Raw genomic sequence first — 26032 nt, forward strand, 5'->3', positions numbered from 1 at the left:
TTATACAATTTGACTCATTGATTTTATTAATGAGTTTAAGTTTTAATGCTGTTTTTAAGTTTATTTCTAGAAGGATATAAGTTATGATTAAGTCTTGATAGACTAACAATAAAATTATATTATATTTTCTGCCAGAAACCACCCTCATTCTTTATTGCTTCTTATTGAGAATGTATCTGAATCAATTTTCCTATCTAAAATTTGTTTTTTTATAGATAAATGTATTCTTTTACTCATTTTTCATCAATTTACCTCCGTAATCACCGTTTGTGACAGTCAAGGGTGCGGAATGTGGGATAAATTGAAATAAGATACCCGACTTCTTTTTTTATCTTGTATAAATAAATTATAAATTGATCTCAGAAGTCGGGTATCTGGATGTTATATTTTTCTAGATATCCAACTTATCACCCCGAATAGCATAATCTAATAATTCCATAGGGTGCATCACAGAAATAGTTTTACCTTGTAAATATTTACTAATCTGCAAACTACAACCAGGGTTAGGGGAAGCAATTAAATCAGCACCAGTATTTAATAAATTCTGCACACATCCTAAAATTACACCCACGCGATATCTTTTTTCACCCTTAGCTGGGATGATATCTGGTAAATTATCCTGAAAAGACTTAAGAGTAATTTCCGGTAAAATAGATTCCATAGCTGCTAACCGGGGAGATATAGCCTTAATTAACCCAGTTGCTTGTAATACCTTAGAAATTCCTAACTTTTGATAAACTAATAAAGGAAAAAGTAAAATTCTTAAAAGATCAGGATTAGGAAACAGAGAAAAAATTAATTGTCGAACCAACTTATCAGGTAAACTGCGATTATAATTCCTCTCCACCTGATGTCTAGTAGCCGAAATCAACTTATCATACTGGACACCAGAAGGACAAGTAGAAACACAAGCTAGACACCCCAAACAAGAATCAAAATGTTCAACAGTAGCCGTATTTAAAGCAATTTCACCCTCATTAATAGCATCCATTAAATAGATACGTCCTCTAGGTGAATCCATCTCCTTTCCTAATACTCGATAACTAGGACAAGTAGACAAACAAAAACCACAATGAACACAACTATCAATTAACTTAGGATCAGGTGGACAATTACCATCAAAACCCTTTAAATTCTTAATACTAGCAGTATTATTATTCACCGAACCTTCCGAAACTTGCATTTATATTCCTCCCCTCTTAACCTCTGTGACCTCTGTGCCTCTGTGGTTCGTTTATTAAAACTTAAATCCCACCCACAAACCGACCAGGACTTAAAATAAAATTCCCATCAAACTGTTCCTTAATGCGGCGCATTACCTGCAACCCATTACCAGTATACCCCCAAACATCAAACCTTTCCTTTAACTCAACAGGTGCAGATAAAATACTTAAAAAACCAGAATTTGCTGCACATAAATTCCGCAAAGGCAAAATCTGATCTTGATTTTCTAAACGCACCAAACCTAAACCACTACTAATATGAATTAAACCGACTTCTATTTGATTGATAATTTCCACAGCAGCAGTTGGTAATAAACCTATTTTGCAGGTAATCGTAGATTCTGAAACATGAGAATGTATTTGTTCTGGTAATCGTTGCCATAAATCAGCTTCCTGATTTCCTGAATAAATTACCTCATGTAAACCCAGCTTTTCGCCAATTGCTAATAGTCGTTTGCACTGTTCTTGGACACTTTCATTAATACTTTGAAAACGGGCAATTAAACCTATTCCTGTCCCCAAATCTAAATTAGTAACTAATTTACTGGATAATAAATCAGCTTGAGTTGGTGTTAATTCCGAACCTTGTAAAGTTCTCACTGCTTGGGATATGGCTTCTGCCTTCCCAGTTAATATCACAGTTCCCGAAGTTTCAGGAATCGGATAAACTCGAAAAGTGACTTGGCTGATAATTCCTAAAGTACCGTAAGCCCCAGTAAATAATTTCATTAAGTCGTAACCAGCGACATTTTTGACAACTCGTCCCCCAGCTTTAGCGATTTGTCCATCTGCGCGGATAAAAGTTATACCTAAAAGTTGGTCACGCACACCACCGTAACGCTGACGCAGAGAACCTGTATCAGCCGTAGCAACGATACCGCCTATGGTAGCAGAATCAGGAAAAGCTGGATCAAGTGCTAAAAATTGGTGATGTTTAGCCAAAATCTCTTGAAGCTGGGCAAATTTCATCCCTGCTTCCACGGTGACAGTTAAATCACCAACTGCGTGTTCTATGAGTTGGTTAATCCGTTCGGTACTGACAATAATATCAATATTTTTAGCCAAACTACCCCAATTGATTTTACTACCACTACCACAAGTGAGAACGCGCCATTTATGACTGTTGGCGATCGCTATCACTGCGGCTAATTCTGCTTGGCTATGGGGATAAATCACACAACTAGGCTGGCTTTTGGAGTCTATCCCTTGTTGGATATGATGCTGTTGGGTGGGGGTAAGATTTTCCCACGATATAATGGAGGTTTCAGGGCTGAGAATAGAAATTAAAGTAGATGCTATTGAATTCATTAGTCTATTTTTTATATCCTTCTTAATTAATTTAATATGAATTGTATTTCGCACAAAGGAACAAAGTCATAAAATTAGGGCGGGGAAACCCCACCCCTACGTGACAATTAGCCTTTATCTAGCCGCAATACAGCCATAAAAGCTTCCTGGGGTACATCTACTGTACCTATAGCTTTCATGCGTTTTTTTCCTTTGGCTTGCTTCTGCAATAGTTTCTTTTTGCGGCTGATGTCGCCACCGTAGCATTTAGCTAACACATCTTTTCGCATGGCGGGGATATGTTCACTGGCGATAACTTTTGCGCCAATGGAAGCTTGAATGGGGACTTTGAATTGATGACGGGGAATTAGTTCTTTGAGTTTTTCCGCCATTGATCTACCGACATTGTAGGCTTTATCTCTGTGAACGATCATGGCTAGGGAATCCACTGGATCACCGTTAATCATGATATCCAATTTTACTAAAGGATTTTCTCGGTAGCCAATCAGATGATATTCCATACTGGCGTAACCGCGAGAACGGGATTTCATTTGATCAAAAAAGTCGGTAACAACTTCGGCTAAAGGCAATTCATAAGTGAGTGTGGTCCGTCCTTGGGTGAGATATTTCATATCTTTGAAGATACCGCGACGGTTTTGAGACAACTCCATTAAAGAACCAACGTAGATTTCGGGAGTAATCATTTCTACTTTGACGTAGGGTTCTTCAATTCTGTCGCGCTCATTGGGGTTAGGTAAGCGGCTAGGATTATCAATGTACAGTTCTTCCCCTTTGATGGTGACGACTTTGTAAACCACTGAGGGGGCGGTAATGATTAAATCTAGGTTATACTCACGCTCTAAGCGTTCCTGGACGATTTCCATGTGCAGTAGTCCCAAAAACCCGCAACGGAAACCAAAACCCATTGCACTGGAGGTTTCTGGCTCATACTGTAATGCGGCATCATTAAGTTCTAGTTTTTCTAAGGCTTCCCGCAAGTCTTCAAACTGATCTGCGTCTATGGGGAACATTCCACAAAATACCATGGGATTGGCTTCTGCGTAACCAGGTAAGGCTTCGGTGGCTTTGTTTTTGCATAGGGTAATGGTATCTCCTACTCTGGCATCAGCTACGGCTCTAATCGCTGCACCTAAATAACCTACTTCTCCGGCATGGAGTTCTTCAACTGGCTTTTGGGTGGGAGAGAGTACGCCTAGTTCATCAATGACATATTCTTTACCGGATGCCATTAAGTAGATGCGATCGCCTCTTTTGACAGTTCCATCCATGACCCGGAAATAAACAATTACACCCCGGTAACTATCATAGTAACTATCAAAAATCAGCGCTCGCAGGTTTTCATTTACAGTGTCAGCGGGTGGGGGAACTCGTTCGACAATTGTTTCTAAAATCTCAGCAATGCCAATTCCCTCTTTTGCTGAAGCCAAAATTGCACCACTGCAATCTAAACCAATAATTTCTTCAATTTCGCCAATTACTCGCTCTGGTTCTGCTCCTGGTAAATCAATTTTATTTAAAACCGGAATAATTTCTAGATTACTCTCTAGAGCTAAATACACATTGGCTAGGGTTTGCGCCTCTACGCCTTGGGACGCATCCACAACTAACAATGCCCCTTCACAAGCCACGAGGGAACGGGACACTTCATAGGAGAAGTCTACGTGACCAGGAGTATCAATTAAATTGAGAACGTACTGCTGACCATCCTTGGCAGTATAATTCATCCGGGCAGCTTGCAGCTTAATTGTAATGCCGCGCTCCCGTTCCAAATCCATGTTATCGAGAAACTGCTCTTTCATCTGTCTATCTTCTACAGTCCCAGTAGCCTGTAGCAAACGATCTGCGAGAGTTGATTTCCCGTGATCAATGTGAGCAATAATACAAAAGTTGCGAATGCGATCTGCGGGAACGTCAGTCATATACCATCTTTGCTCTAAAGCAAACCAAAGTGAAAGCTATTTACTCCATGTATTTTAATGCTTTTTGAGGTAATAAGGGAAGAGGGAACAGGGAAGAGGGAAGAGGCAGGGGGCAGGGGAGAAATTTTCTTCTTTCTTCTTTCTTCTTTCTCCTGAACTCCTGACTCCTGAACTCCTGTATGACAACTTACGCTATTATTTAGAATCTATTTCTAGCTCCCAGTATTGATGACTCAGCAGTTTACAATTGGATAGACTCAATTATAAATATCATGACTGCTGAAAAACAGTTTCAATAAACCTATTTCAGAGTATTTAAACCCATGAATATGCAGGAACAACCCAACAGTGCAGATAAAAAACGCGCTGAGAAGACAGAAATCGCTCTTAATCTAGATTCTGAATTAATAGAGCAAATTCAACATCTAACTAATGATCCCAGTAAGGTGATTGAGGTGGCTATTCGTCAATGGTTACGGGGTGATTTTAATAGAGATGATGAGTTAACACGTACCCCTCTACGAACACCTGTTCCCCCCCGTGGTGAATGGAATGATTAAACCGACTTGACAGGTATCAGCTAATAATAAGAAATGTAAAAATTAATCTCTTAAATGCCAGAAAAGTCAAAAATCCACCCTGGAAAAATGTAAAACCTGTAAAAGTTTATGCCAGAATTTAATTAGCTTTAGTATAAGCACGGTAGGAACCTTTTTGTCTATCCAACTCGATTAATGACTATTAGTGCCTTATTTGGCAACAAACAGTTGATAGCTTGGGAAAAAGACTCAACCTAGAACGCTGTATTATTTGCCCTTATCAACCCCCTAATCCCAAGGTTCAGGTAATTGCGGAGTATCATCAACCAGAGCAAATTTCTATTCTTGACTCAGAAATAGATATATCTTCTGAGCCGGCTTTTGCTCAAGCATTAGCGACTTTAGAGCCTGTGGTGATGGCAGTTTCATTTAATCACCAATCTCCACAGTCTCAATCTCTGGTTGTTGCGACTTGTTACAAAGACAAAGCTAATGGTTTGGCTGCTCTTAGTTTTGTTGATGAATGCCATCCACTAACACAAGCAGAATTAGAATTAGCCAGGGAAGTGGCAGATCAGTTAGGAACAGCGATCGCTCATGCTACTTTATATCAAGAACTAGAAGAATCCCGACAAAAAGCTGAAGAAGTTTCTCGCTTAAAAAGCGAATTTCTGGCTAATGTCTCCCACGAAATTCGGACTCCTCTCAATGTCATGATTGGCTTCTTAAAGCTAATTTTAGAAGGAGTTACAGATGATGCTCAAGAACAACATGAGTTTATTTTAGAAGCTCATGAATTATCTTTGCATCTGTTAAATATCCTCAATGATATTTTGGACTTTGCTAAAATTGAAGCAGGTAAAATGGAATTAGACTGTTCACCAGTCAATCTCAAAGAATTATTTGATGACGTTGAAGGCTTTACCCGTCAGCAAGCGGAGGTGAAAAATATTAGTTTTCACATGGAAATGCCTGCAATTTCCGATGCAATTATTGTTCAAGGCAACTATAAGAGATTATTACAAGTAATGCTAAATTTAGTAGGTAATGCTATTAAATTTACCCATGAAGGTAGTATTACTATCAGTGCTGATTTAATACCAAAAAAACACCCTACAACAGTCAAAGTTCGCGTTGTTGACACAGGTATTGGTGTTTCCTTAGATAAGCAAGATAAGCTATTTCAATTATTTTCTCAAATTGATGGTTCTCGGACTCGTCACTATGGTGGTACAGGTTTAGGACTCACCATATCCCAAAAGCTCATAGAAGCAATGGGTGGTGAGGGACTCGGTTCAACGGTGACTTTCACTGTGCCACTGTATCAACAACCATTGATGGTTTAGAAGAGGCAAGAGGCAAGAGGCAAGAGGCAAGAGGCAAGAGGCAGGAGGGAAGAGGCAAGAGGCAAGAGGCAAGAGGCAGGAGGCAAGAGGCAAGAGGCAAGAGGCAAGAGGCAAGAGGCAAGAGGCAAGAGGCAAGAGGCAAGAGGCAAGAGGCAAGAGGCAAGAGGCAAGAGGCAAGAGGGAATTAATGGTTTTCGATAGAGTTTATTTCTTGTAGAGTCTGCCAACCGGCGTACCATTGGGAATTATCTTGTAATAATTTAGCATTTAACCAAAAGCGTACTTGAGGATCACAAGCTGCTACCATTTCCGCATATACCCATTTGCCCTGATTTTTGCGGTTAACAACCTGAAAATGTCGCCAACCATCAACTTTTTTTTGTGCAGTCCATTTAGAACCCAGCAAGTAAGGAAATTTTTGTTTTTTAGTCATTTGTTCGTTGTCAATGGTTAAGAACTTGCTTATCTTCCCTGTTCCCTGTTCCCTATTCCCTGTTCCCTGTAAAGTTTTATATCAGATATTTTATAATTTAATAAATATTTACTAATCCAGGAACAATGGTAACAAAAAGGGAAGCGATCGCTCATAAAATTTCTTTATTGCCAATTTTACGCCTGAATCAGAACACCCGATTTACCTGATCCCCAAATCTCACCTTTATTTTCAACCGACCGTTGACAATACTTTTCTGGCTGCACACACCGTAAATACCAGCAATATCGTCAAGGGTTACAAGAGTAAGCAAATATTATGGAATAAATAGATTTTTGTATATGGATTTTTTTTGTCTTTTGAAACTATTTTTATAAAAACAAAAGATTAAAACTTTAAAAAATAGAATTTTTAGTTCTTTAAGACTAATAAATGGCTTAATAGTTTATAAATAAAGTATTTAATCACTTAAATAGCTGATATCAGCATCTTTCAGATTCTGGTCCCCTTTCCTTTCCAGAGAATTTGCACAATAATGACACTCAAGCACCTCACACATCCCCGAATCAATGTAGATACAGGCAAATGTTTGAGCTAAGAGTTTGTAAAGAAACTATAAGAGAGGTACAACAATGAAACTAGCAGTTTACGGAAAAGGTGGAATCGGCAAATCTACAACCAGTTGTAATATCTCTGTAGCTCTGGCTAAACGAGGTAAAAAGGTCTTACAAATTGGCTGTGATCCCAAACATGACAGCACCTTTACCCTGACTGGGTTTTTGATTCCCACCATTATTGATACCTTGCAAGAAAAAGATTATCACTACGAAGATGTTTGGCCAGAGGATGTAATTTACAAAGGTTATGGCGGTGTTGATTGTGTTGAAGCAGGTGGACCTCCAGCCGGTGCCGGTTGTGGTGGCTATGTAGTTGGAGAAACAGTCAAATTATTAAAAGAACTTAATGCTTTTGATGAATACGATGTAATTTTATTTGATGTCCTTGGTGACGTTGTTTGTGGTGGCTTTGCCGCACCGTTAAATTATGCAGATTATTGCCTAATTGTTACAGATAATGGTTTTGATGCTCTATTTGCAGCCAACCGGATTGCTGCTTCCGTTCGGGAAAAAGCTCGGACTCACCCCTTGCGTTTAGCGGGATTAATCGGTAATCGTACCTCCAAGCGGGATTTAATTGATAAATATATAGAAGCCGTGCCTATGCCTGTTTTAGAGGTATTACCTTTAATTGAAGATATCCGCGTTTCCCGCGTCAAAGGCAAAACTTTATTTGAAATGGCAGAGTCAGATCCTTCTCTAAGCTACGTTTGCGACTACTACCTGAATATTGCTGATCAAATTCTCGCTCAACCCGAAGGTGTCGTTCCCAACGACTCTCCTGATCGTGAACTTTTTTCTCTATTGTCAGATTTTTATCTCAATCCAGTAAAAGTTAAAGCCACAAATGCTGAAGAGGAATTAGACTTGATGATTGTATAAAACATTTTACCTCTCAGGATGGACTTATGGCTTTCTTTGATAGTTTTACCGATTCGATCAAACAAAAGTGGCTGCAATTCTTTCAAGCCAATCGTGAATGGATTACGCTTCAAATGACAGTTGAATCAGTTTATACCCCCGATGGCGGCAAGCGTCCGTCTTCTTACCTCATCCTGGGAGTCATCAATGCTCTAGAACCAAAATTAGCCCAGCTAATGTTCCCCTTTGCCAAACTGAATCCAGATGCGGATATTTTAATTGAAGTTCTGGATTTGCATTTTGACCCTGATATTGCCCTTGGTAATCGTCTCAGCCCCACAGTAGAACCGGAAATGTACTCTCGTTCGTCGGCTGTGGTGGCAGATATGCCTGAATCAGAATCTTTCTCAGTCACTGGGATCAATCTGAATAATTTGGGAACCGAGACGCAAGCCACTTGCGCTATAGATAGAGATCATGAAGGTTTTGGTGGTATTTCTTTATCCGATGAAGGTGTTTCCCATCACTCAGAAGCATCATCCAGATTAGAAGCAATGGGTGATTTTGGTCATACCTCCTTTAATCCGATGTCTTTAAGTGATGAAGACGCTTTTGGAGAGATACCTGATAATGCTTTTGGGGAAATGACCGAAAATGCTTTTAGTGGACTGAATCTATCTGAAGATAATTCTTTGGATGAACTAAATACATCTGAAGAAAATGGATTTGATAATGTAGTTTCAGACATCTGGGGTGATGAAACTTCGCTGCATAATGGTGACGACAATTTGGAAGAACTACCATCTGAAGTTTTTAATGAATCAGAAATGGCTCGTCTCTTCCCTAACAATTAATTGTTGAAAGCAGAATTTAGGTGACAGGTGACAGGTGACAGGTGACAGGGAAGAAAGTAGGGGGAAATGAATAACCCAATCATCAATCACCAATCACCAATCACCAACCATCTACTTTCCAAGTTAAAAAAAATTAAAGGGAGAATATTAATATGACTGTTGCTCAACAGCCTGAAGCTTTAAATTTTGAATGTGAAACCGGAAATTATCACACTTTTTGTCCTATTAGCTGTGTGGCTTGGTTATATCAGAAAATTGAAGATAGTTTCTTTTTGGTAATTGGCACGAAAACCTGCGGTTACTTCCTCCAAAATGCTATGGGGGTGATGATTTTTGCTGAACCTCGCTATGCTATGGCTGAGTTGGAAGAGGGGGATATTTCGGCACAGTTGAATGATTATGAAGAATTAAAACGTTTGTGTGAACAAATTAAACGCGATCGCAATCCTAGTGTAATTGTCTGGATTGGTACTTGCACAACCGAAATTATTAAAACCGATTTGGAAGGTTTAGCACCTAAATTAGAAGCAGATTTAGGTATTCCCATTGTTGTCGCCCGTGCTAACGGACTCGACTACGCATTTACCCAAGGAGAAGACACTGTGTTAGCCGCTATGGCTCATCGTTGTCCTGAAAAGTCTCCAGTATCGGAAACTGAAAAAGGCGAGCGTAACGCCATTCAGAAGCTGATGAATTTTGGTAAGAAAAAAGAAGACATCGCTCAAGATGAATCTGAGTATGTAAATCATACACCTTTGGTGCTGTTTGGTTCTTTACCTGACCCAGTTGTCACCCAATTAACCTTGGAACTGAAAAAACAAGGTATCAAAGTTTCTGGGTGGCTACCGGCAAAACGGTTTACAGAATTACCTGTGATTGAAGAAGGGTATTATGTCGCTGGTGTCAATCCTTTCCTCAGCCGCACTGCTACAACTTTAATGCGTCGTCGCAAGTGTAAACTCATTGGCGCACCATTCCCCATTGGTCCTGATGGTACTCGCGCTTGGATTGAAAAAATCTGTTCTGTATTGGGAATTACTCCCCAGGGTTTAGATGAAAGAGAAGCGCAGATTTGGGAAAACTTAGAAGAATACGTGCAATTAATTCGCGGTAAATCTGTGTTTTTCATGGGTGATAATTTATTAGAAATTTCCTTAGCGCGGTTCTTGGTGCGTTGTGGTATGACTGTTCAAGAAATCGGCATTCCTTACATGGATAAACGCTATCAAGCTGCTGAATTAGCTTTGTTAGAAAAAACTTGTCAGGAAATGGGTTCACCTTTACCAACAATTGTTGAAAAGCCGGATAATTACAATCAAGTTCAACGCATTTATGAGTTAAAACCAGATTTGGTAATTACTGGTATGGCTCATGCTAATCCATTGGAAGCACGGGGTATTAATACTAAGTGGTCTGTGGAATTTACTTTTGCACAAATTCACGGTTTTGGTAATGCGCGTGATGTTTTGGAGTTGGTAACTCGTCCTTTAAGAAGGAATAATAATTTGAAGGATTTGGGTTGGGATAAGTTGGTAAGAGAGGAAGCGCAGGTTTAGATTTTGCGTTTTATTCGGCAATTTTAGGACGAGCTTTTTAGTTCGTCCTTTTTTTCACGCAGAGACGCAAAGAGAGGAGAAATGTTATAATTGGTAAGTTATGCTTTTGATTTAGTGGATAGAGCTATATGAACCATCAACTATATGAACAAGATTTTAATCTTTGGAGAGAAACTATCATTACACAAATCAAAGAAAAACATTTTCATGATGTTGATTGGGAACATTTATTATTAGAACTGGATGATATGGGTAAATCGGAAAAACGGTCTTTCTTGAGTAATTTAACAATTTTAATTGCTCACTTACTCAAGTTAACTGTTCAAGCTGATGCTCCTGAAATGATGAAAGGAAGTTGGTACAGTTCTATTACTGAACATCGTTTTAGAATTAAAAAAGATTTACAAGAAAATCCTTCTTTTAAAAATTATCTGCATGAAGTAATTTCTATAGCTTATGCTGATGCTAGAAAACTGGCAATTAAAGAAAGTAAAAATGCAAAATTGGGAGTGAGAAAACCAGATGAATCAGAATATCCTCTTGATTTACCTTTTAGTTTAGAACAGTTACTAGATGAGGATTTTTATGGAGATATGTTATAATACTAAGTAATTGGACAAAAATATTTACAGTCATTGCAGGGTAATGCTTTAATTCAGGTAAAACAGGCGATTTATGATTGTTTGAAAGCCAATAATTATGACCCAAAAACATTAAGTCATAATCGCCAAAGTCCTTATGTTTTAACTGAGGAAACGGGTATAAATTTAGCTTTGTTATTTCAGACGATTCAACCACTTTCTAAACCTGAAAGAATTGCTAATATTGCCCAAGGTATCAAAGCAATGAGTTATGAGGAATCCCATTACTGGTTTGCTAAGATTAGTAATGGGAAGCGTAGTCAAGCTTTAAAAGCGATTAGGGTATTATTAGGAGATTGAGGTTTGTTAACTGTTGACTGTGGTGTAAGTAGGTTGGCGTTGAAAATTGTCGTTATGGCAAGGCAAAAGGCAAGAGGCAAGAGGCAAGAGTGAAGAGGGTTTGGGCGATTTCACGTTTCTTTACACAGTTTGGTTTTATTGTGTTCACCTACTTAATTAATTAAAGGTAATAAAGATGGCTTACAGTGATTTTAAATTAAGTGAAATTATCCAAAAATTTGAATTGACATTAAACGAAGTATCAGGATTATTTGGAGATGTTCCAGAGGAAGAATCTAGTGATTTACTAAGAACAATCCTCAAGGAAAATGTTGATTTAGCTGTTTCAATTAATACAGAAAAAGCCCGTTCTGAGATGATAATTAGTCCAATTTTACTGGAAGTAAGAAGAAAGTTAAATAATGAAATCAGTTTATTTTCTGGGGTGGATTTTAATGTAGATAATCAACAAGGGTTAAATGGTTTTTGCGATTTTCTGATTAGTCTTTCTAAAGAACAGCTTTTTGTCCGCGCACCTGTAATTACATTGGTAGAAAGTAAAAATGAAAACTTGAAATCCGGTTTGGCTCAATGTATAGCTGAAATGTTGGCTGCTCAATTATTTAATGAACAGAAACAAAATCAGATTAAAATTGTTTATGGTGCTGTAACTATCGGTACTATTTGGCAGTTTTTGAAGTTAGAAGATAAAGTAGTTTCTATTGATTTAACTGAATATTATATCAAGGATGTAAAAAAGATTTTAGGAATTTTAATCAGTGCAATTAAGCAGGAATAATTGTCTGAATCAGGATTTCCAGGATTAGAGGATGTACAGGATGGGTTTATTTGTGAGAATCAGGATTAAAGGATTTTGAGGATGTGGGTTTGTGTTTGATATTTTTTTGTCTGAATCAGGATTTCCAGGATTAGAGGATGTACAGGATGGGTTTATTTGTGAGAATCAGGATTAAAGGATTTTGAGGATGTGGGTGAATCTGCGTCAGAAGGGTTAAACTTGCAAAATTGTGGGGTATTAATCAATTATGATATGCCCTGGAATCCCATGCGTGTGGAACAAAGAATTGGCAGAATTGATAGAATTGGACAAAGGTATGAAACTGTCCGCATTCACAATTTTTATTATGATGGCACTGTAGAAGCAAAAGTTTATAGAAAATTGCGCGATCGCATTAACGCCTTTGCTACAGTTGTTGGTAATCTCCAACCCATTTTAGCTAAAGTTCCCACTTTCATTGAACAAGCTGCGATGAGTGCAGATCCAGAAGAAGAGGATGTATTAATGTCTGAGTTTGACTCGGTATTAAACGCACCTCTCCGTCCAGGAATTGAAGCAATGGTGACAATGGATTTAGATGCTGATTTAGCGGAAATTCAAAAGCCTATTCCACCTACTCCTTTTACACCAGAAACCATTGAACATTTATTTACCACATCAACAATTTTAAAATCTACTGGGGTGATTTTTCAGCTAAAAGACGAAAAAACGTGGCTACTTACCTATAAAAACCGGGAATACATGATTACTTTTTACCCAGATATGTTTGATGAAATACCTTCTCTGAGATTAATGAATTTTGGAGAACCTTTGTTTGCGGAGTTTTTGCAGATGACACAAAACTTATAGATTTATCTGAAGAATAAACCCAATTTCCAGTTTTATACACCTTAAGCATCTCATTTTTTGGGTTTTAAGGCAATATTTCTGGAAATACCTCAGCTATTATATTACTTTGCTGAACACAACCTACGTAACCGCAAATGTAGAGAATTAAGAAGAGTTGCATCCTCTATAAATCATTGGGTTGATAATATAAAAGTCAGAACTAATTGACGAGAATTTCTAATTCTTGTGTCGTTTTTTAACACAGAAGGTAGGGAGGGTTCTTTCAGTTTTCAGTAGAAATTAAAGGGGGTATCTGTTATGAAAGAATACATGAGTATTTTAGAGGGATTAGTTGATCAGTTGACACTAGCGGCAATTTTAGAGATGCTAGAGCGAATATGCCATAAAAAAGCGGAAAATCTGAGAACTCACTGGAATGATGAAGAATCTGCAAAACTGTGGGATAAAGCAGCTAGACAGATAGAAAATATCAATGTTGATATTTAAATGTTACGAAAAAAAACTCCTAGTTGATGGTTATTTTCAGTTAATGGAAATAACCAACTTTTAATTTTGTGGATAGATAATTACCCCAAAAAGCCAGCGAGTAGTAGTGGTAATAGTATCAAAGCAGACCCAATTAGAACCAGGGTGGCTGGATCAATTTTAATGTGGTTCTTTTGTGGATTACGCATTTAGTGAAGTTCCGAAAAATAGTTATTTTAACACAATCTGAATTCAATAATTATCTGAGCAAAACTAATTTAAAATTTTGAGAACAAACAAAGATATCTGTATTCTTGGTTTGTTCCCTACCCCAAATATAGCATTTATTTTATTTACAATCATTCATGCGAATAAATATCTTGTGATAACAGCCTACTGCTTGTCCAAACCAAAGCCTATCTAAATTTCCCACACAGGCTTTTCCCAAAGACGTTCCTACAGGTTTGGGTAAATATCCTATGGGGGTATCTGTGGATAATTGGAAATGAGATTCTATATGGGTTATATTTTCTGGGTTCCATCCTACTTTTTGACGAAATTTCTGATCTATTTTATAATTAAAATTGATTTGACCATTATTTTCTTGGTTCCAAATTTTAGTTTGGACACTAAAACCAAATCTATTTTCACTAGCATCTAACCACAAATTGTCTATATTCTGTAAAGCTTCACAAGGAAAAGTTTCAATAGCTCTGGTACTTAACCAATTATTATTTTCTCTATTAGTAATTTTCAACATTACTGATTGTGTTTCTTTCGCAGCATCTTCCCAATTTTTAGCTTGTAAATATTGACTCAATTGAGTATAATTCTCTTGTCTATGCTGAGGATGCCAATAAATCAAATTTTGAATTTGATAGGATGAAAAAAAAGATAAAAATGGCATGAAGCATATTATAATTAATATCAAATATCTAGTTATATAAGCAATAAATTGATGAATTTTTTGGTAATAGCGTTGATTGTTTGTTAGTATAGCCAGTAAATGGGAAATTTTTTTCATATCCTCATCTACAAATAGATATATGAGGAAAAATGGTAAACACAAAAATACCAAAGTGAGGATAAAATTCCCAACGGGATTATTAATAATTTCTGGTGTGAGAATAATTAGAGGTATTGTAAAATATACTAACGTCCATAACAAAAAAAGCTTGCAAATTAAAACAAGCAACTTCAACAAAAATTTATTAACTATCAAATATTTGATCATACTCTATATATTTTATGATTTACCTGCATCCGCTTTCAGATTTTATCTCATCTAATTTGATCATTACTTCGGCACAGCCTAACTATTACTATGAAGGAAAATGCCCCCAAACAGGGGAAATACTCAGATTACCCCGTACCCCTTTAGCGGAAGCTATAGCTAATAATCTGATGCAACAACTTGAGCAAAATCATCTTTATTCCCAGGAGGGAAAAATGTATGGTATTTTGTTGGTTGAATTACCCAATGGTGAACCAAGAGTTATTAAAGCATTTTCCGGTTTATTAAATGGTAATAGTATGCTTAAAGGTTGGGTTTCACCAATTCCTGGTAGGGAAGAAGTGGTTTTATTAGAAACTCAGACCTTAGCCAAGTTAGAAGCCATTAAACAAGAAATTATTAGCCTTGAGAAACTTTCAGAAAGAGAAGAATATAAAACTCTATCTGCTGAATATACTCAACAGTTACAGGCTCTTAGTTTACACCATTATCGTAGCAAACTACAACGACAGACACAACGTCAAGAATTTTGGCAAACTCTCACGGATGAATCTCTGAAAATTGCGCTGGAACAATTGGAAACAGAAAGTCGTCTACAAGGAATTGAACGTCGCCATCTTAAACGTCGTCAAAATGAAATTTTACAACCTTTACAGAAAATTATAACATCAGCAGATCAGAAAATTGCCGTACTAAAACAACAGCGTAAACAACTATCCCGACATTTACAAACAGAAATGCACGCTGCTTATAGCTTAACTAATTTTCAAGGACAATCTTTATCTCTACAGCAATTATTACCAACAGGAACACCAACTGGCACAGGAGAATGTTGCGCTCCTAAATTATTACATTATGCAGCTACTCATCAACTAAAACCTTTAGCAATGGCTGAATTTTGGTGGGGTAATTCTACTGTAGAGGATAAAATACAGGGAGAATTTTATGGCGCTTGTTTGGAAAGATGTCAGCCATTAATGGGATTTTTGCTATCAGGATTAAAGCCAAATCAAGTAGAAATAATTTATGAAGATGAATGGCTAATTGCTGTGAATAAATCATCAGGACTATTATCTGTTCCTGGTCGTTATTTTCATAATCAAGATAGTGTAATCAGTCGTTTACGTCATCTATATAATCAAGAAATAATCGCGGTACATCGTTTAGATCAAGATACTTCCGGGATTCTCTTAATAGCTAAAGATCCAGTTACTTATTCTCAAATAAGTAAACAATTCCAAAAAAGACAAGTATCTAAAGTTTATGAAGCTTTGCTGACAGGTTCTCTAGCTATTAATGAAGGTGAAATTAATTTACCTTTATGGGGAAATCCTGATCATCGTCCTTATCAAGAAGTGGATTTATCACGAGGTAAACCTAGTTTAACTCACTTCCGCGTTATGAACAGAGAAGGAGATTATACCCGTGTTGAATTTGTGCCTTTGACTGGACGGACTCATCAATTACGGGTTCATGCTGCTGATACAAGAGGACTGGGAATGGCAATTTTGGGGGATAAACTCTATGGTTATCATAGTGATACTGATAGATTATATCTGCACGCGAGAGAGTTGAGGTTTCAGCATCCTCATGTAGAAAAAATCTTCCACTTACAGGTAAAAACACCATTTTAATTATAATTAGGGCTTGCTGAAAAAGTGGAAAAAGCCTTAATTTGTAGGTTAGGTTGTGAAACGTGAGCGTTCGCGGAGCAATCAGCAGGATATCTGAATTTGCAAAAATATCTTGACAAACACTTTAGGTTTATTATATTATTTAATATAACGAGCGTTCGATATAGAAACGATAGCTGTTATGCCGAAATTCTTGTTATTTGAATTTTATTTTCCACCGTAAGTTTACTTTGACCCAACGTACAAATTAAAAGTAGCCTGCACTTTTGGATATGACTAATGAATGAAGATAAAAACAATAATTCTGATCAGAAAGAGCCTATTGTCCACCTTCAGAGAATAGCTGATATTATATTCGCACTGGCAATGGCAGAGTGCTTCTTAGCTCTTGATTTTCCTGAAAATCTGCAACAGCCCACAGACTCAGAAATTGTGGCATTTTTACTAGCTCAAATAAAACCACTCACTAGCTACGCGATCGCATTTGTGACTGTTGGTTTCTACTGGCTAGAACATATCAAGCAATTTAAATATTACAAACAAGCAGATACAATTCATATCTCACTCTATTTACTTGATCTGATGGGAATACTTCTGATTCCTTACTCTGACACCCTAGTTATTTATTTTCCAGAAAATGCTCTTGTGAAAATATGCTTTAGCGTCAATACTGCATTCATTGGATTGATATCATTTATTAACTGGAATTATGCGACTTATAAACACCGACTAATTGCCGATGATCTAAATAGTGAAATTATTATTTCTACAAGATGGAAAATCTTGATAGAGCCGATGTTTTCCTTATTAACAATAGGAGTTGCTATTATCGATCAAGGTTGGTGGGAATATGTCTGGTTTTTATTACCAATTCCTTATCTCTGGACAGAGAAGATATTTAGCAAGGGTGCTGTCAAAAATAATCAACAGGCTGACAATAATTATGAAAAATATCAGGACAAGGAGTAGCTAATCATCCCCAAATACTAAATATACTTCGTTTACTGTATCTTCGCCTTAATATTGACATCTTTAAGCTGACCGTCTTCCATATAAATAATACGGTCAGCAATATCCAAAATGCGGTTATCGTGGGTAACAAGCAAAATAGTACAGCCTTGTTCTTTAGCAAGTTTCTGCATCAATTCCACAACATCGCGGCCAGATTTTTTATCAAGTGCAGCGGTAGGTTCATCAGCTAAGACAATTTTAGGCTGGCTAACTAAAGCACGAGCGATAGCCACCCGTTGTTTTTGTCCACCAGAAAGATTTTCGGGGTAGTAACTGATACGATCTCCCAAACCAACAGATTCTAGCATGGCGATCGCTTTCTTGTTGATATCATGATTTAGATATTCATCATGCAATTCCAAGGACATCCGCACATTTTCTTGGGTAGTTAAAAAGGTCATCAGGTTGTGCGCCTGAAAAATATAACCTATTTGACGGCGCAATTTAGTTAACTGTTGTTTATTTGCTCCACATATTTCCTGTCCTAAAATTTTCAAACTACCTTCTTGAGCAGAACGCAAACCACCCATTAAAGTCAAAAGGGTAGTTTTACCTGAACCGGAAGGTCCAGTCATAATCACAATTTCACCAGGTTGAATATCCAAATTAATGTCAAATAATACTTGTTTACGTAGCATACCTGATCCAAAATAATGATTCAGGTTACGCACTGAAATTACAGGTTCGGAAACAGGGAATGAAGAATCAGTAGTAACTGATTTAATTGTATGAGTGCGGCCGATTGACGAAGCTATGGCAGTGAGGAACATTGTGACTCCAGCTGCTACAAATAATCCCGTCAAACTGAATTCTACTAACACTCCAGAAACACCTTGAGAGAAGGGATCAAGAGCTACCGCAGCGAACATTGTCAGTCCCATCATTCGTCCCTGCATATTTGAGGCTGTATTTTGTTGCAGCCAAGTCATGCCCAGTACAGTGACAGTACCACCTCCTATCCCCATCAAGGCAATTATTCCCGATGCTATCCAAAAGTCCTGGACAAATCCTAATGCTATTAGTCCCGCACCCAGACCATAGCACAGTAAAACAAGAGGGGTTTTGAGACTCTTAATTGCACCCATTTGACTGGCAACTAAGACACCAAGTAATGCACCTATACCGTAAGCGGATTGTAGATAACCAAATGTTGTGGCATTAGCTCCAAACTTTACATTAACTAAGGCTGCAACGCCGATGATAATCGGACCTAACATTGCAAAATTAATCATTGCTAAAAGTAGCAAACTTATTCTGATAGCAGGCTGTGTCCAGGCATATTTTAAACCTAAAATAATCTCACCTGTTAAAGCTTGTTTCTCTGGTTCAGTTGCCAGAGGTTGACGGCGACGAGTCCGCACTAGGTATATGAACAAACTACCAAAGGCAAATATGAGTGTATTGATTGCAAAAGCAATGGTTAATCCAAACGCACCAATCATAAAACCCGCACCAGCAGGTCCGATGACTTCGGTAAACTGTTCACTGCCCTGTATCCAAGCGTTAGCTTCTGCTAATTGTGATTTTCTTACCAATTGAGGCAAGAGGGCAAGAATCGCTGGGTATAAAATAGCCTCAAACAATCCAAATAAAACAGCAATTACAATGAAAACAATGAGATTAAAACCATCTAATATTAGCAAAACAGTAGCAATTCCAATTAAAACAGTATTAATCAGACCTCCAATGATAGCGACATTTCGAGGTGACCAACGATCACTGATTGCACCACCTACCAACATAAACAAGGCTCGTGGAATTGCCGCCGCCACTAATACAGTACCAACAGCCAATCCTGAAGCTGTTTTCTGGAGTACCAACCATGTTAACGAAACCATCCAAAATTTAGCAGCAGACAAGATTAAAGTTTGCCCTAACCACAGCCAACGAAAGTTAGGGAAATATAAGGGCGATCGCAGCATCTACTCATTCTCATTCAGAAAATTTATACAAACAGGACTTACGCAAAAATTACGTGAAAGCCTTGATTTACCGTAGGGGCAATTCATGAATTGCCCCTACATTTGTAAGTCCTAACAAAATCAAAATTATTGCTGACTTATTCAGATTATGATTTGGGCTGATTTTGTATCTTGATTGTTGCGTACAAATTGTCTATATGTATCGATAATTCCGTGTGAAATATCTGGATTATCTGCACATAAAGCCTGATGTGCTTCTGGTAATTTATACCAAGGAATAGGGGGATACAAGTGATGAACATAATGATGACCTGCATTATGAAAGACAAAATTAATAACAGGATTCACATTCGATCTCGAACCTGAGAGAGTATTAAAATGTTCTTGCACTTCAGAGAAAAGTGATAAAAAAGAAAAACACCAGAATAAAGGCACAAACCAGTAAAGGAGTAAAATGTCTAAATGTCCTGACAAACTGAAACTTAGAATAACCGTTAACCAGAATAAATAAAGTTTGTAACTACGTTTTATACCATTAATGAGTGAACTCAATTTGAATGAATCTTGGAGCCAGGGATACAAAATGACTTCTAGGAAGAAGTAATACACAGAAAAACCCAGAAAAGGTTTAATAAACAATATCATAAATACATTCTTATCCGGTTTATTTAATCCCAGAAACTCATAATCTTCGGGTATATAATCCCCATCAGAGAATAAGTATTTATGATGCGGAAAGTGATGCTCTCGATAAGAAGAAATTGTCCTCAAAAATGGAAAACTATATAGAAATTCTAGTTTTTCATTCCATGATTGTTCGGTAAATAGATTATTGTGAGCTGCTTCATGTCCCAATGCTTCTCCTATGGCAAATTGAAAAATTCCTATTAACCAAACAGCGACCAGATAAATAAAGATATTATTTGCCCAAATACTAAACGCAGCAATTAAGAAAATTGCCATCCAGTCTCTTAGTAATGCTAAAAACGACTTGATATTATTACGCTCAACAAAGTCAATTGGTTTACTCTTGGTCATAAAATACCTCCTTTGTGATTTTACAACGGTTTTTGGATAAAAAGGAATAGGGAAAACTAGGTCGCCCACAAAGGGCTTGATTTTCACCTAACTTCTATTACAAGGATTATTTCGACCATAATTTTAGTCTACTTTAAACATCCAATGAACGAAAAGCTGATTATAGATTCTTTAGTAATGCCTAGTTGCCTCACTTTATAATCAGCCTATGGTAACCAGATTTGGTATAATAGAAGAAAGCCAACCTAGCCAAGTAAATTAAAGAGTTGAACTTGATTTACCAAGACGACGCAGTAATCGAAAATGAGATAAGAGAGCATCCCCAACGGATTCATACTTTTGATACTTAATCCCAAATTCATTACAGGTTTCCTCAACTAATGGAGCAATTAGAGGATAATTTACATGGCAAATATTGGGGAACAGATGATGTTCAATCTGAAAATTAAGTCCACCCGTAAACCAAGTCACGAAATTATTATGGTTCGCAAAGTTTATAGTATTTTCAATTTGATGAACAGCCCATTCACTTTCCACCATACTAGATTCTTCTGGAAGCTTAGTAAATGTTAGTTCTTCAAATCCGTGTGCAAGTGCATCACACAATGTGAATGTACCACAAGCAAATTGTACCAGTAAACAGCACAATAAAACATTCCAAAAAGAATGAAATATCAAAGGAATGCCAATAGCAAGAGTGAAAAATACTGCTTTACCGCTCAAAAAGATTACTAGCTCAATACCTTTGGGTCTAGGATAGTCAATATGGTAAAATTTCCCACGAAATAAATTTTCAAAATCATTAATCCAAGACCATTCTACTGTATATAAACCATAAACAAACCAAAGGTAATAATGTTGCCAACGATGATGGGGAAACCACTGCTGAGAAGGAGTTTTCCGAGCTAAAATTCCTAAATCTATGTCTTGGTCATATCCTGTCAGATTGACATATTGATGATGAAGCACATTATGTCCTATCTTCCAATAATAGGAACTTAAACCTATTAAGTCAATCGACATGGCCATCATTTTATTTACCCAAGGTATGTCTGAATAAGCATTATGAGAACCATCGTGCTGAATGTTGAAACCAACTTCTGACACGGCTATTCCAACGACAATGGATAAAATTAGAGCCTGCCACCATTGTTGTGCAAAGAAAACCAAAGACAGATAGGAAACTACAAGACTGACAAGTATGATAACTGTTTTTAAATACATCTGGGGACAGTCTCGTTTTTTTCGTCCAGTGGTTTTAAAAAAATCTTCAACTCGTCTGTTTAACGCGGCTCGAAACTCTGTATTTTGAGCAAATTTTAGCTTTCTAATTGATTCCATCGTTAAGGGTGGAAATACTGTTTGTGTCATAAAATAGCTCCTTTGTGATTTAACAACGGTTTTTGGATAAAAGGGAATAGGGAAAATTAGTAGTCTGTCAATCCAAAAATGACGGATGAAGGCAAGCAGGGAAGAAGAGGAGCAGGAGAGCAGGGGAGTAGGGGAAGAATAGAACTTTTTTTCGGACATTATCCGTCAAAATATCTTTGACAGACTACTAGGTTGCCCACAAAAGGCTTGGGTTTCACTTATAGCGTTTCCCAGTCTAATGAAGTACAAAATTATCTGTGTTTATCTGCTGCGTCCATCTGCGTTCAATTGTTACTGCTTGTACCTGACTTGAATGGGAATGGCTATAGATTTGACACAAGTTCGCGCAATTACTTATTCAGCACTACTCAGCACAAATTCTATATATTGATGAGTAAACTGCTTATCACATGGTGGACACCAGTGTAAATAAGTATCAACCTGGTCTGTATTGATATTTCTGAACATCGTATTAAATTGGTTTTCTAACTCAGGTGATACCACTGATTTCAATAGTTTCATGCCCTTTTTGTTCGTATAACGAACATATTCTTCATACTTGTCAACGAAACTTCTGAGTGGCACAAGCTCAATGTGCTTATCCAATTTGTCAAAATAGCTAATTACATCAGACCAATTGAGTGGATGTGGGTTATAGAAAGTGTAGTTGTGTTTTCTCTCATTGGTAGGTAGTAAAGATGTAGAAATAATTGCCTTGGCAGCATATTCAACTGACATCAAATCGAAATCAGCATCCATATCAGGTATGCAGCCTATATGATAAATTGCACAGAGGAAATTTTCAAAGGCATCTTCATCAATAAAAAAGTCATCGTCAATATTTTCATAAGCCTTTTCTATCAAGGTAAATAGCTTATTCAATGGGGTATTTTTCTCAATATTTGCGACCCGCAAAGTATATAGATATCCCAACCGATAGTTAACCCAAGGATATCCCTGTTCTACTAGACGCAAGACGATTTGCTCTGTCACATACTTGGTTTGTGCATATCCATTCACCAAACCAATAGGGGTGGGATTTTCAGCGCAGTTTTCTAACAAGGATGTAGCGCAACTCGACACATTATAAAGAGGCTTGACCTTTCCAGATAATGCGAAATCTGCGACTTCAATCGTACCAACAACATTTGTGTTCTTGATGATGTCGTAGGGAAGATAGAAGTTATCCACAGCCGCTACATGATATACGCTGTCAATATTTTTTGCCAATTCATCATAGCGATCTTCTTCTAGTCCAAACCGCTTTTTAGACATATCACCGATGATGATCCGTACACGATTTTCCCATCCTTGTAGCAGCTTGACATCAAACTTTTGCGCGGTTTTCTTGATTCGTTGAAGACCTGCTTCCTCATTGGCCGCTCGAACTAAACAAGCAATATTCAGATCGGTAGTGTCAAGGAGTTCTTTCAAGAAATAAGTACCGACAAACCCAGATGCTCCAGTTAGTAAGCAAGTTTTGGTTTGAGTTTTCTGGCTGAGATCAGCTTTGTGGTCACGATTACGGAGAAGATATTCTAAAGCATTTTCTATCTCCAGATTAAGAGGTTGACTATGGGTAAGTCTCACTTTCAACGAGTCTTCATTAGAGATAACACCAGCTATATCGTCAATCATCCCCAAGAAAGTATTGGCGTAGAAAAAAGCTTCTGTAGGAATTTGACAACCCAGTTCTGCTTCCAATATGCTATGAATCTCAATGATTTTCAAAGAGTCAATCCCATAGAAGAAGATAGACTTCTCTACATCGAAATCAACCATCCGCACTTCATATTTCTTAGTCAGAATCTGGATGAGACTGGTAAAGACTTTCAGGTGCATTGGGCCCATAGAAGTTATGCGTTCAAAGGTCTTTTCAATGTTCAACATACTAATTTCTCCTGGGGATTGATTTGTAGATTTGTCTTGAGGCCATTTAGCTAAAGCATCGGTACAGCCTTGAAGAAACTCTTGCTTACACTGTTGTCTACGAATTTTGCCACTAGATGTTTTCGGGAGTTGCATATATCCTAAAAACACGATTTGGCGTAATTGGATCTCGAAGTTCTCTCCCACCGCGACAGAAATAGCTTCTACCAGTTCTTCCAAATAACCAGATCGCCGTAGATTGATGACACCAGTTTTTGTCAATTCGGCGAAAATCACCAAATCCTCTCCAGTCTGACCGGGAACACTGAAGGCCGCAACAGAACCGGAGCGAATATCAGGATGTGTTTCTTGAACACAAATCTCAATGTCTTGGGGATAGTAATTCACACCATTGATGATAATGATGTCTTTCATTCGGCCTGTAATGTATAGTTCGCCCTTCTCATCAATAAAACCCAAGTCACCGGTACGGAGGTAAGTCTGATCATCATCTGGCAAAGAAACAAGAGTTTTTGCTGTGGCTTCTGGATGGTTGTAATAACCAGCCATTATGTTAGAGCCTGTACTCCAGATTTCCCCAACATGATTTGGGGGCAATACGCAATTTTTATGAGGATCGATGATATAAATTTTTTGGTCTACCCAAGGGAAGCCACAGCCAACAAAAACCTTTTCCTTACTTTTGTCGGTTGGCTCTTGAGCTATGTTGTGCTGACCCAATGTCATCCAGTCAACAGCTTTAAAAACTGGATCTTTATCAACATATCCAGAAGATATGTAGACTGTAGCTTCAGCCATACCATAAGCTGCGAGGAACATCTGTGGCTTGAATCCGTTAACGGCAAACTTTTCTGAAAAGTCCCATATAGTTTGTGGATTGATGGGTTCAGCAGCATTAATTGCCATCCGCAGGGAAGATAGATCCAGTGTCTGTTGATCGCTGGGCTGGATTTTATCAACACATAGTTGATAGGCGAAATTTGGTGCGCCTGTATATCCTGCCCGGTATTTAGTGATGGCACGTAGCCACTGTATTGGTTGGGAAGCGAAAGTTGATGGCGCAAGTAGGACACAATGACCGCCACTGTAGAGGCTACACAACAGATGGGCGACTAAACCAAGATCATGATAGTGTGGCAGCCAAGATACAAAGGTAGAATCAGAATTTGCCTGACTCATTGCCACAATCATCTCTAGGTTGTTGAGACAATTGGCATGGCTGATCATCACGCCTTTTGGCAGTGAGGTCGAACCAGAAGTAAACTGCAAGAATGCGATCGCTGATCCATTGATCTCCGGTAAAGGTAAGTTCTGAGAGTTTGCCGGCTCAACAATCATGTCTGTTGGTACATAAATCAGATCCTTTGGCCAGTTTTCTTCCTTACTCAAAGTATCCCGAAAAGCTTGTTCATCCTTGCCAAGAAGTAGTATTGCTGAGGCTTCTGTGGCAGAAACAATATCTGCAATCTTCTTGTTGGAACGATTGCGTTTTGGGATATGGATAGGTGCAGGTAAGAACCCCAGCATAAAGGCAACCGAAGAATGCAACTATAAATTCAATTCCTGGTGGATAAAGTAAAATCGCATTACGTGATTGTAGTCCTTCAGACAATAATCTTTGAGCTATATTAATCACCTGGGAATACATATCCCCGTAGGTAATATAACTATCTTCTGCACCGTTAATATCGAGCATTGTATAAGCCCTACGGTTAGGTTGTACCTTAGCTCGGTAGGTAAGTAACTGATCTAATGTATTCAAGGCTTTAAATTCTATCATCTAAGTAAAACCCTATGACTTATGTATCAACAAAAATCATGAACAATAAATTTGAGATTTTCAGACACTACAGTGTGATTTTTTCACAATTAGTAAGAGATTATAGTCATTTGCATTCGGTTGTAGCATAGCATTAGCTCAAATTATTTGTATACAACGGGTGTATTTGAATATGATATTATTATCATAGATATCTATGTATTACTTAACCTATCATTATATATGACTTAACTACTGTAAAGGTTCACTATAATGTGCATAAACTAAAATCCTTCATTTCAGGTTTTTAGCGATTAACTTCCGATCAATAGTGATAGCGAAGTGCTGCTGCAAGCAGTTCGCTCAAAAAGCATCACAAAATCACGTTGAAATGCCCGAAACCCATACCTCATGGTTGAGCTTGTCAATGCGTAAATCCTATTGAATTAGGATATCTGAATTTGTAAAGATATCTTGACAAACA

Annotated in this window: 20 protein-coding genes and 2 pseudogenes; 12 read left to right on the plus strand and 10 right to left on the minus strand. The window is 37.7% G+C overall.

Annotated elements, in window-relative coordinates:
• Positions 1-391 precede the first annotated feature (391 nt).
• The 3 genes from AN486_RS17130 to lepA form a co-directional block, all read right to left on the minus strand.
• Positions 392-1183, minus strand: a complete 792-nt coding sequence (locus AN486_RS17130) for a 4Fe-4S dicluster domain-containing protein (protein WP_290601762.1) — start codon at positions 1181-1183, stop codon at positions 392-394.
• A gap of 61 nt (positions 1184-1244) precedes the next feature.
• A complete protein-coding gene (locus AN486_RS17135) occupies positions 1245-2531 on the minus strand; it encodes an FAD-binding oxidoreductase (RefSeq protein WP_290601763.1) in 1287 nt (428 codons plus the stop codon).
• 107 nt (positions 2532-2638) lie between these two features.
• The gene (gene lepA / locus AN486_RS17140) at positions 2639-4450 is read right to left on the minus strand and encodes a translation elongation factor 4 (RefSeq protein WP_053539107.1); all 1812 of its coding nucleotides are present in this window, start codon (positions 4448-4450) and stop codon (positions 2639-2641) included.
• A gap of 323 nt (positions 4451-4773) precedes the next feature.
• On the opposite strand from lepA, the gene AN486_RS17145 reads away from it, so the two are divergent.
• Both AN486_RS17145 and AN486_RS17150 read left to right on the plus strand, forming a co-directional pair.
• The gene (locus AN486_RS17145; RefSeq protein ID WP_027400711.1) at positions 4774-5010 is read left to right on the plus strand and encodes a hypothetical protein; all 237 of its coding nucleotides are present in this window, start codon (positions 4774-4776) and stop codon (positions 5008-5010) included.
• 188 nt (positions 5011-5198) lie between these two features.
• Positions 5199-6335, plus strand: a pseudogene (locus AN486_RS17150) (ATP-binding protein); the annotation flags it as partial.
• A gap of 184 nt (positions 6336-6519) precedes the next feature.
• On the opposite strand, the gene AN486_RS17155 reads toward AN486_RS17150, so the two are convergent.
• Entirely contained in the window at positions 6520-6768 is a 249-nt protein-coding gene (locus tag AN486_RS17155) for a TIGR02450 family Trp-rich protein (protein WP_027400712.1), read from the minus strand.
• Between the two features lie 632 nt (positions 6769-7400).
• Here AN486_RS17155 and bchL point away from each other — a divergent pair.
• The 8 genes and pseudogenes from bchL (at position 7401) to AN486_RS17195 (ending at position 13710) form a co-directional block, all read left to right on the plus strand.
• Positions 7401-8267, plus strand: coding sequence for a ferredoxin:protochlorophyllide reductase (ATP-dependent) iron-sulfur ATP-binding protein (bchL, locus tag AN486_RS17160; protein WP_039203628.1), 867 nt, complete (start codon positions 7401-7403; stop codon positions 8265-8267).
• Between the two features lie 26 nt (positions 8268-8293).
• Positions 8294-9100, plus strand: coding sequence for a DUF5331 domain-containing protein (locus AN486_RS17165; RefSeq protein ID WP_168635449.1), 807 nt, complete (start codon positions 8294-8296; stop codon positions 9098-9100).
• Positions 9101-9252: 152 nt separating this feature from the next.
• Positions 9253-10656 (plus strand): ferredoxin:protochlorophyllide reductase (ATP-dependent) subunit N, encoded by a 1404-nt coding sequence (locus tag AN486_RS17170; RefSeq protein WP_053539104.1) that lies wholly within the window; start codon positions 9253-9255, stop codon positions 10654-10656.
• Between the two features lie 128 nt (positions 10657-10784).
• Positions 10785-11258: a DUF29 domain-containing protein gene (locus tag AN486_RS17175; RefSeq protein ID WP_053539103.1), complete on the plus strand. Its 474-nt coding sequence runs from the start codon at positions 10785-10787 to the stop codon at positions 11256-11258.
• Positions 11259-11291: 33 nt separating this feature from the next.
• Positions 11292-11597, plus strand: a pseudogene (locus AN486_RS17180) (hypothetical protein); the annotation flags it as partial.
• Positions 11598-11772: 175 nt separating this feature from the next.
• Positions 11773-12375, plus strand: a complete 603-nt coding sequence (locus AN486_RS17185; RefSeq protein ID WP_053539102.1) for a hypothetical protein — start codon at positions 11773-11775, stop codon at positions 12373-12375.
• 189 nt (positions 12376-12564) lie between these two features.
• Entirely contained in the window at positions 12565-13224 is a 660-nt protein-coding gene (locus AN486_RS17190; protein ID WP_290601769.1) for a helicase-related protein, read from the plus strand.
• A gap of 297 nt (positions 13225-13521) precedes the next feature.
• Positions 13522-13710 (plus strand): hypothetical protein, encoded by a 189-nt coding sequence (locus AN486_RS17195; RefSeq protein ID WP_027400728.1) that lies wholly within the window; start codon positions 13522-13524, stop codon positions 13708-13710.
• Positions 13711-14038: 328 nt separating this feature from the next.
• On the opposite strand, the gene AN486_RS17200 is transcribed toward AN486_RS17195, so the two are convergent.
• The gene (locus tag AN486_RS17200) at positions 14039-14857 is read right to left on the minus strand and encodes a GUN4 domain-containing protein (RefSeq protein ID WP_290601770.1); all 819 of its coding nucleotides are present in this window, start codon (positions 14855-14857) and stop codon (positions 14039-14041) included.
• An 80-nt stretch (positions 14858-14937) separates the two neighbouring features.
• Here AN486_RS17200 and AN486_RS17205 point away from each other — a divergent pair, with 80 nt between their 5' ends.
• The gene (locus AN486_RS17205) at positions 14938-16557 is read left to right on the plus strand and encodes an RluA family pseudouridine synthase (RefSeq protein ID WP_168635451.1); all 1620 of its coding nucleotides are present in this window, start codon (positions 14938-14940) and stop codon (positions 16555-16557) included.
• Between the two features lie 279 nt (positions 16558-16836).
• Entirely contained in the window at positions 16837-17526 is a 690-nt protein-coding gene (locus AN486_RS17210; protein ID WP_168635452.1) for a TMEM175 family protein, read from the plus strand.
• Between the two features lie 32 nt (positions 17527-17558).
• Here AN486_RS17210 and AN486_RS17215 read toward each other — a convergent pair whose 3' ends face one another.
• The 5 genes from AN486_RS17215 to AN486_RS17235 form a co-directional block, all read right to left on the minus strand.
• Complete coding sequence (locus AN486_RS17215) at positions 17559-19490, minus strand: MFS transporter (RefSeq protein WP_290601771.1); 1932 nt, start codon at positions 19488-19490, stop codon at positions 17559-17561.
• A 141-nt stretch (positions 19491-19631) separates the two neighbouring features.
• Positions 19632-20528 carry a fatty acid desaturase gene (locus tag AN486_RS17220; protein WP_290601772.1) on the minus strand — a complete coding sequence of 299 codons (897 nt, stop codon included), beginning with the start codon at positions 20526-20528 and terminating at the stop codon, positions 19632-19634.
• Between the two features lie 258 nt (positions 20529-20786).
• Positions 20787-21899, minus strand: coding sequence for an acyl-CoA desaturase (locus tag AN486_RS17225; RefSeq protein ID WP_290601773.1), 1113 nt, complete (start codon positions 21897-21899; stop codon positions 20787-20789).
• Positions 21900-22253: 354 nt separating this feature from the next.
• Complete coding sequence (locus AN486_RS17230) at positions 22254-25316, minus strand: AMP-binding protein (RefSeq protein WP_290601774.1); 3063 nt, start codon at positions 25314-25316, stop codon at positions 22254-22256.
• A complete protein-coding gene (locus AN486_RS17235; protein WP_290601775.1) occupies positions 25198-25569 on the minus strand; it encodes an AMP-binding protein in 372 nt (123 codons plus the stop codon). Before AN486_RS17235 ends, AN486_RS17230 begins: the two co-directional genes overlap by 119 nt.
• Positions 25570-26032 lie beyond the last annotated feature (463 nt).

This window comes from Anabaena sp. AL93, assembly GCF_001672085.1.
Taxonomy (GTDB): domain Bacteria; phylum Cyanobacteriota; class Cyanobacteriia; order Cyanobacteriales; family Nostocaceae; genus Dolichospermum; species Dolichospermum heterosporum.